The organism is Streptomyces sp. H27-H5, assembly GCF_026627505.1.
In the GTDB taxonomy this organism is placed as follows: Bacteria; Actinomycetota; Actinomycetes; order Streptomycetales; family Streptomycetaceae; genus Streptomyces.
The window spans coordinates 1-6,802 of record NZ_JAPNLK010000191.1; the positions used below are offsets into that span (position 1 = coordinate 1).

Genomic DNA, 6,802 nt, shown 5'->3' on the forward strand with positions numbered 1-6,802 from the left:
CCACCTCCGACCTGGACGATCTCCTGGCCAGGCTCGACCAGCACACCGCCGATCACCCAGAAGAATCCTCCGCCGCCAAGGCCGCGTGATCAACCCCCGAAGGACTTACGACGCAGACCACTAAGTCACCAGCTGGCCAGCATCGAGGGCATCAGGGCCATGAGTGAGGGGGCCTCCGGCCCCCGACGACGGTAACCAGGGAGAAGATCGCGTGACGGACATCCAGCAGACGATCACCGAGGACCAGTGGCACAAGGCCAAGCTGATCTGGGACTACCACCAGATGGGCCACGACCTGGCCCCGGTGGACGTCGCGATCGGACTGGGCAGCCACGACCTCGGAGTCGCCACCGCCACCGCCGACCTCCATCGCGCCGGCCTGTTCCCGGTCCTCGTCTTCACCGGCGGCAACAGCCCCACCACCGCCCAGGTCTTCCCTCGCGGCGAGGCCGTCCACTTCCGCGAGCACGCCCTCGAACTCGGCGTCCCCAACGAAGCGATCCTCGTCGAGCCGAACGCCGCCAACACCGGCCAGAACATCAAGCTCAGCCGAGAACTCCTGGCCGCGAACGGCATTGCCCCGAAGACCGTCCTGCTGGTCTCCAAGCCGTATATGGAGCGACGGTCCTTCGCCACCGCCCGCAAGCTGTGGCCCGAGGTCGAGATCATCTGTGCCTCGGAGCCGCTCGAGCTGGACGACTACCTCAAGAGCATCGGCGACGAGAAGCTCGTCCTCGACATGCTCGTCGGTGATCTCCAGCGGGTGATCGAATATCCGAAGAACGGGTTCGCCATCCCCCAGGATGTCCCGGAGGACGTGCATGACGCGTACGAATCCCTCATCCGCGACGGCTTCACCAGCCGCCTCATCTCTTGAAGTCCCAGTTCCGGGGAGGCTGTGTGCCATCCACCAGCCCAATCTGTTCCCTCGGCTGACGACACTGGCCAAACTGTTCGCGGCGGATACCTGGATCGTCCTCGACGACGTCCAGTTCACCCGCCGCGACTACCAGCACCGCGCCCGCCTCGCGGCCCTCGGTGACCCACAGGCATCACGGTGGATGTCGATCCCGACTCATCTGCCCCAGGGCCGACAGACACTCATCCGTGATGCCCTGATAGTTGACCCCGACGTTGCCCTGCGCCGAACCGCGGCCATGCTTCAGCAGTACTACGGAGCCAGCCTGCACTGGACCACTCTCGCCCAGGCGCTGGAGCCGATGGCGGCCGCCTTCGGCAGCAGCCGGACCGCCGCCGTCGCCGAGGCCTCCACCCGAACGCTCCTGGACCTCCTCGGCTGGAAGGGCCAGGTCCTCCGCAGCAGCGACTTTCGCGCCAGGCCGGGCCGGTCCCAGCGGCTCGCCGACCTCACCACCGCCGTCGGCGCATGCTCATACCTGTGCGGAACCGGCGGCATGAAGTATCTGGACGTGGCCCCTTTCATGACTCAGGGGATCGCCGTCACTCCGTTCCTGACTCCGCCTGCCGGGGTTTGGGCTTCCGGACGCCGGATCACTGTCATGTGGGCCCTGGCGACGCTCGGCCCCACCGCCGTGGCGGGGCGACTGCAAGCCGTCGCCGCGGCCCAAACCGCGCTGGCGACGACCGCCTGAGCATTCTTATCTGTAGCTCCCCCACCCTCGAGGGGGAGAGGAATGTACTCAGCCGCGTACGGCTTCATCGGACCCTGACGAGATCTTCGTGAAGCGGGGATGCGCCACCGTGCGCCGGTGACGTTCGACACGGGTAGCAGGACCATCGGCGAGTGTTGATGACGTCGTATGGGTGGTGTCTCCGCACCGGGAGACGGTACGGGTGGAACGAGTGTGGGTGGCAGCGTGTTCGACGAGGTGAAAGTCTCAATTGTCCAGCGCCCCGCTGCCTAACCGTCCATTCTGGACGCATGACTTCCACCGGTCCCGCCAGAGCGAACGAGCTGCCGGCAATCTCGGCGTTAACGCGACGCGACATCTTCGACTACCTGCGCGGGATATCGCGCCCCTGGTGGGGCAAATTGGATGAGGTCACGTTCCTGGAGAACCTCTACGACCTGGACCGCCCTCCAGTCGGCGACAGCCAGCTTTCGACTGTCCGCGCCGATATCCAGCAGCACCGGTTCAACAACGACGACCTGCCCGACGACTGGATCTTCGAGGACTCCCGCTTGGAGCTCTCCCGCGGACCGGACGAGGTGCTACTCACCTTTCTGGCACGGATGGTCCATCCTGAAGTGGCGGCTGACGTCCAGGAGGCTATAGAGCACGTCGAGCAACTGAACGTGCTCCTGGCGCCCGACGGATGGGGCCTGCGTTCGTACGAGTTCCTCTCGGGCCGCCCCCTCTATGAGCCGGTACGGGTTCCGCCTACTGGCCCACTGGTCCCGCTGCCGCTGGAGAACGAGGACACGGGCAAGCTCGACCTTGTCCTCGGCCAGGCTTTCAGTCTCCTGGACTGCGATGGCGAGGAGACCGCACGCGACCTGGTACGTACCGCGGCTCTGACCCTCCGCCGTGATGGCGGCTTCTTCCATCCCATACCTGGTGACAGTTGGACGGAGGGAACCTGCGAGGCGGTCCTGACGGTGGAGCGCGAGCTTCTGCCCACCTGCACTCCCGAGGCGGAGGAGGTGATCTGGCGGACGTTGCAGTCCGTGCTCATCCAGCTTGGGCGCATCGACGTCCAGAATCTCGTGGTCGAAGGCGACAGCCGGCCGCTGCCCAACATCCCACCGGACTGGCGGACCCAAGCTGTAGCGCCCGCTTCCCCCATCGTTCGAGGCTTCCGCGTCCCCTTCTCCACCACCGAGTTCGATGTCACCCGCGGGGACTTCACCGACCTGGAGATCCGCGGTTCGCAGGACAGTGGTGGGTTCCACTACCTCTATGACGCCCGTGTACGCCGGATGATCACCGACTTCGTTCTCGACGACCGGCCGCAGGTAGCGACTCTGTGCAGCGTCACCATCATCAAGAAGGGCGACACCTTCACGCCGAGGATCAAGCTCTGGAAGAAGGACAAGAAGACCGGGGAAGTCTCCGCCACGCAGACACTGCCTGAGACAGGGGCCACCAGGGCAGTCAAGGCGCTCGTCGACACCGGTGAAGTCCACGAGAATTTCTGGAAGGTCATCAACTTCCTCCAGGGCTGCAGTGGAATGAGCACACCTGGCGGTTCCCTTCAGGTCGTGGCTGGCGACGAGGCCCAACTGGCCCAGTTGCTGACCGGCCAGGACCGGACGACGGTTCTCGGTGCGGTCAGGACAGCCATCGGCGGCGGCCTCACAGAGGAGGACATCCGACTGCTCAGCAACCGCAAGGAACAGCTCCAGAGGTTCGAGCGACTGCTGACCGATCCGGACTACTTCCGGCAGGAGGAGAGCCTGGCAACCACGCGCGGGGCGGAAGCGGTCTGGCAGGCCTTCTTCGAGGCTAATCAGTGGATATTCGGCTACGGCCTCAACCTCATCGCCTGCGAATCCATCAACGACGGCAAACTGGAACGCATCACCACCGGCGCCAACATCTTCGGCGGAGCCGGGAAACGCATCGACGCCATCATGCGGTCCAAGGGTCTGATCAGCAGCATGCTCTTCTGCGAGATCAAGACCCACGACACCGAACTACTCTCCAAGACCCCGTACCGCGCGGGCGTCTACCAGGCGTCCAAGGAACTCGGCGGTGGTGTGGCGCAGGTGCAAAAGACAGCCAGCAAAGCCCAACAGCTCATCTCCAGCCAGTTCCTCACCCGGATCTACGAGGAAGATGGCACTCCGACAGACATCGAACTGTCCACCACCCGACCGCGGCAGGTCGTGGTGATCGGGAGCCTGCGCGAGTTCACCCACAACGGAGCCGTGAACCCGGAGAAGATGAGCTCCTTCGAGCTGTACCGGACATCCATCCAGGACGTCGAGGTGATCACGTTCGACGAACTCTACGAACGGGCTTGCTTCATCGTCGAGGATCACTGAGCCTTTTCAGCGGTGCCGCTCCAGGGTGAGGACGGCCTTGGCGATTGACGTCATGCGGTTCGGGCTACAGCGGGCGCGACGGAAGATTCGCCAGGATTTCAGGCGGGCGACTCCTCGTTCGACGGGTACGCGAGCGGCGGACAAGGCTCGGTTGACCGTCTGCTCGGTCGAGGTGAGTTCGCCGTGCGGTGGCCGGCGTTTCGGGGTGGTGACCCACTCGCCAGCGCCGATGTAGGCCATGTCGGCCAGGACGGGAACGCCTTGGCGTTCACAGACCCTGATGATCTTGTGTGTGCGGACGGCGGTCAGGTCATGCGTGCGGCCGGGCAGAGCGGGCGAGAGCCACAGTGTCCGGCCGGCCGGGTCGGTGATGACCTGCACGTTCACACCGTGCCGCTTGTGCTTCGTCGAGTAGTCCGCCCGGCCGTCACCAACTCGGTCGCACTCGGCGAGCGTGCCGTCCACGAGAACGTAGTCGGGATCTTCCTCGCGCAGGACCTTCAGCAGGCCCGGCGCCTTGGCGGCCAGGTGCTCGACGACGGCGGTGACGTATGCGTGGGCCGTGCCGACGGAGACACGGAAACCCGCGGCCAGTTGAGCCAGCGGATCGTGTCGGCGCAGGTATGCCAGAGCGATCACCGCACGCTCGGACGGGCGGAGCTTGCAGCGCCGGTCACCCTCACGGGTGACGATCAGCATCGTCACCCACTCCACGAGTGCGTGCGGCAGGTCGAGTGCGGCAGGATACGGGATCAACAGGGCTCCTGAGCCGGTGAGTTGAGACGTAGAACACCTCCCTCAACGGCACGGGAGCCCTGTCCGTTGCGCACAACCCCGCCGTCACCCTTCCGGGGCGCAGCCTGAAAACCCTCACTGAGCCGGACCGCTGCCACATCGCTCGCCGACACGGCCGCTACCCGTGACGGAGTGATACCAACGCATGGGGGCACCACATACCAAGCCCAACCCCGCCGAGCTGGACTTTTCGACGATCAGCTGGGAGAAGAGCCCGTTCAGCGGGGACAACGACAACTGCGTCGAGTTCGGCGCGGTCGGTGACCTCGTCATAATCCGTGACTCCAACCGGCCCGAGCAGACCCCCTGTGCCGGCCGCCTTGCTCATCTTCGCAGACCCCACTGAGCCTTTTCAGCGTTGCCTCTCCAGGGTGAGCACCGCGGCGGCGATGTCCGTCATGCGGTTCGGGCTGCAGCGGCTCCGACGGAAGATCCGCCAGGATTTCAGGCGGGCGACGCCTCGTTCGACAGGAGCGCGGGCCTGGGCGAGTGCCCGGTTCAGCGTCCGTTCGGTCGATGACAGTTCGCCGTTGGGCGGGCGGCGGATGGCGGTGGTGACCCAGGAGCCAGCGCCGATGTAGGCGCGGTCGGCGACAATCGGGACGCCCTGGCGTTCGCAGATTCGGATGATGCGGTGGGTGCGTGCGGCGGTCAGATCGTGAGCGCGGCCCGGCAAGGCCGGCGAGATCCACAGAAGCTGGCCTTGGGGATCGGTGACGACCTGCACGTTCACGCCGTGGCGCCGGTGCTTGTGGGAATAATCGGCGCGTCCGTCGCCCAGGCGGTCGCACTCGCTGAGGGTGCCGTCCAGGAGCACGTAGTCCGGGTCGTGCTCGCGCAAGGTCTTGAGTAGGCCCGGCGCCCGGTCGGTGAGGAGCCGCACGACGGCGGTGGTGTAGGCGTGGGCGGTGCCTACGGATATGCCGAACCCGTCGGTGATCTGCGCGAGATTGTCGTGCTTGCGCAGGTAGGCGAGAGCGACGAGAGCGCGCTTGTGCGGCGGGAGCTTACAGCGGCGGTCACCCTCACGGGTGACGATAAGCATGGTGACCCACTCGACCAGCGTATGAGGCAGGTCGAGTGCGGCAGGATAGGGAACCAACAGGGCTCCTGAACCGGCAGGTTGAGACTTCGAACACCTCACCCAACGGCACGGGAGCCCTGTCCGTTTCGGGTACCAAAGTCATCACCCGATTGGTGGCCACGCTGAAAAGGCTCACTGACAGGCCAACGGGCACGCTCGACAACCTCGTTCACCATCTGGCCGCGCGGTGAGGCATAACCGCAGATCAGAGGCGATTCGGCGATGTCAGTGGCTCTGTGTAGCCTCCCTCGGTGATCATTGACCAAAACGCCGCTGTCGTTCCGCCACAATTCCTGGATGAGGAGTTGAACCGGCTTCAGGACCGGTACCTAGACGAGGCCGACGAGGAAGACATGAAGGCGGCTTTCCTCTGGGTGACCGAGGGGCGTCTCGCTCTCAGCGTCTACGGAACGATGCACAGGCTCTGCGAAGCGGTCCAGAGGGAAACTGACCACGCCGAACAGCGCATGCGTTGGTCTCGAGCCTCGTCGCCGACGGACGGGGCATGCCGGCGAGTCGCCATGGAAACAGCCCGGAGGATCCGAGCCGAACTGAACCAGGCCGACCGAGACCGGGAGAAGGTCGCCGATACGTGGCGGGAGATGCGCGACGACTTCGGGCATGCGTCACGCATACGCGAGCGTTACCTCAGCGGTGGCGAGAGAGAGGCGTCGCCTCTGGACGACCACATCAAGTTGGCCAGATCCTGCGATGAGGTGGTAGAACGCGTGAACCAGATTCTCCAGGACGACATCGACGCGCTCTACGAGTTGGCCTTGCAAGAGGACGAGTTCCTCGCCTTCACCAGGTCCGATGACAGCGTCAGCCTCAGCCTGGATCCACCGCGTAGTGGTCGGGCTGTGGATGGAGAAATCAGAAGAGGTGCCCGCTGACCTGGGATGATGGGAGTTTCTACGCTTCCATCAGACCCGAGCAAGAGGGCACCTCGTAAG

At 65.0% G+C, this 6,802-nt stretch carries 7 protein-coding genes; 5 read left to right on the forward strand and 2 right to left on the reverse strand.

What is annotated here, in order from left to right; translation table 11 throughout:
• The first annotated feature begins 211 nt into the window (after positions 1 to 211).
• The 3 genes from OTB19_RS41040 to OTB19_RS41050 all read left to right on the forward strand — a co-directional run bounded on the left by OTB19_RS41040 (position 212) and on the right by OTB19_RS41050 (position 3,970).
• On the forward strand, positions 212 to 877 hold the full coding sequence (locus OTB19_RS41040) for a YdcF family protein (protein WP_267803963.1): 666 nt from the start codon (positions 212 to 214) through the stop codon (positions 875 to 877).
• Positions 822 to 1,613: a WbqC family protein gene (locus OTB19_RS41045; RefSeq protein ID WP_267803964.1), complete on the forward strand. Its 792-nt coding sequence runs from the start codon at positions 822 to 824 to the stop codon at positions 1,611 to 1,613. Before OTB19_RS41040 ends, OTB19_RS41045 begins: the two co-directional genes overlap by 56 nt.
• Positions 1,614 to 1,903: 290 nt before the next feature.
• Complete coding sequence (locus OTB19_RS41050; RefSeq protein WP_267803965.1) at positions 1,904 to 3,970, forward strand: Shedu anti-phage system protein SduA domain-containing protein; 2,067 nt, start codon at positions 1,904 to 1,906, stop codon at positions 3,968 to 3,970.
• A 6-nt stretch (positions 3,971 to 3,976) separates the two neighbouring features.
• Here OTB19_RS41050 and OTB19_RS41055 read toward each other — a convergent pair whose 3' ends face one another.
• On the reverse strand, positions 3,977 to 4,726 hold the full coding sequence (locus OTB19_RS41055) for a transposase (RefSeq protein WP_267803966.1): 750 nt from the start codon (positions 4,724 to 4,726) through the stop codon (positions 3,977 to 3,979).
• Positions 4,727 to 4,910: 184 nt separating this feature from the next.
• On the opposite strand from OTB19_RS41055, the gene OTB19_RS41060 reads away from it, so the two are divergent.
• Positions 4,911 to 5,111, forward strand: a complete 201-nt coding sequence (locus OTB19_RS41060; RefSeq protein WP_267803967.1) for a DUF397 domain-containing protein — start codon at positions 4,911 to 4,913, stop codon at positions 5,109 to 5,111.
• Positions 5,112 to 5,117: 6 nt separating this feature from the next.
• Here OTB19_RS41060 and OTB19_RS41065 read toward each other — a convergent pair whose 3' ends face one another.
• Positions 5,118 to 5,867 (reverse strand): transposase, encoded by a 750-nt coding sequence (locus OTB19_RS41065; RefSeq protein WP_267803968.1) that lies wholly within the window; start codon positions 5,865 to 5,867, stop codon positions 5,118 to 5,120.
• Positions 5,868 to 6,100: 233 nt separating this feature from the next.
• Here OTB19_RS41065 and OTB19_RS41070 point away from each other — a divergent pair, with 233 nt between their 5' ends.
• A complete protein-coding gene (locus tag OTB19_RS41070) occupies positions 6,101 to 6,742 on the forward strand; it encodes a hypothetical protein (protein ID WP_267803969.1) in 642 nt (213 codons plus the stop codon).
• Positions 6,743 to 6,802: the final 60 nt, after the last annotated feature.

Excerpts from the sequence above, each read along its gene's own strand:
- OTB19_RS41050 (WP_267803965.1), top strand. The coding sequence starts at position 1,904 with ATGACTTCCACCGGTCCCGCCAGAGCGAACGAGCTGCCGGCAATCTCG.
- OTB19_RS41060 (WP_267803967.1), top strand. The coding sequence starts at position 4,911 with ATGGGGGCACCACATACCAAGCCCAACCCCGCCGAGCTGGACTTTTCG.
- OTB19_RS41045 (WP_267803964.1), top strand. The coding sequence starts at position 822 with ATGACGCGTACGAATCCCTCATCCGCGACGGCTTCACCAGCCGCCTCA.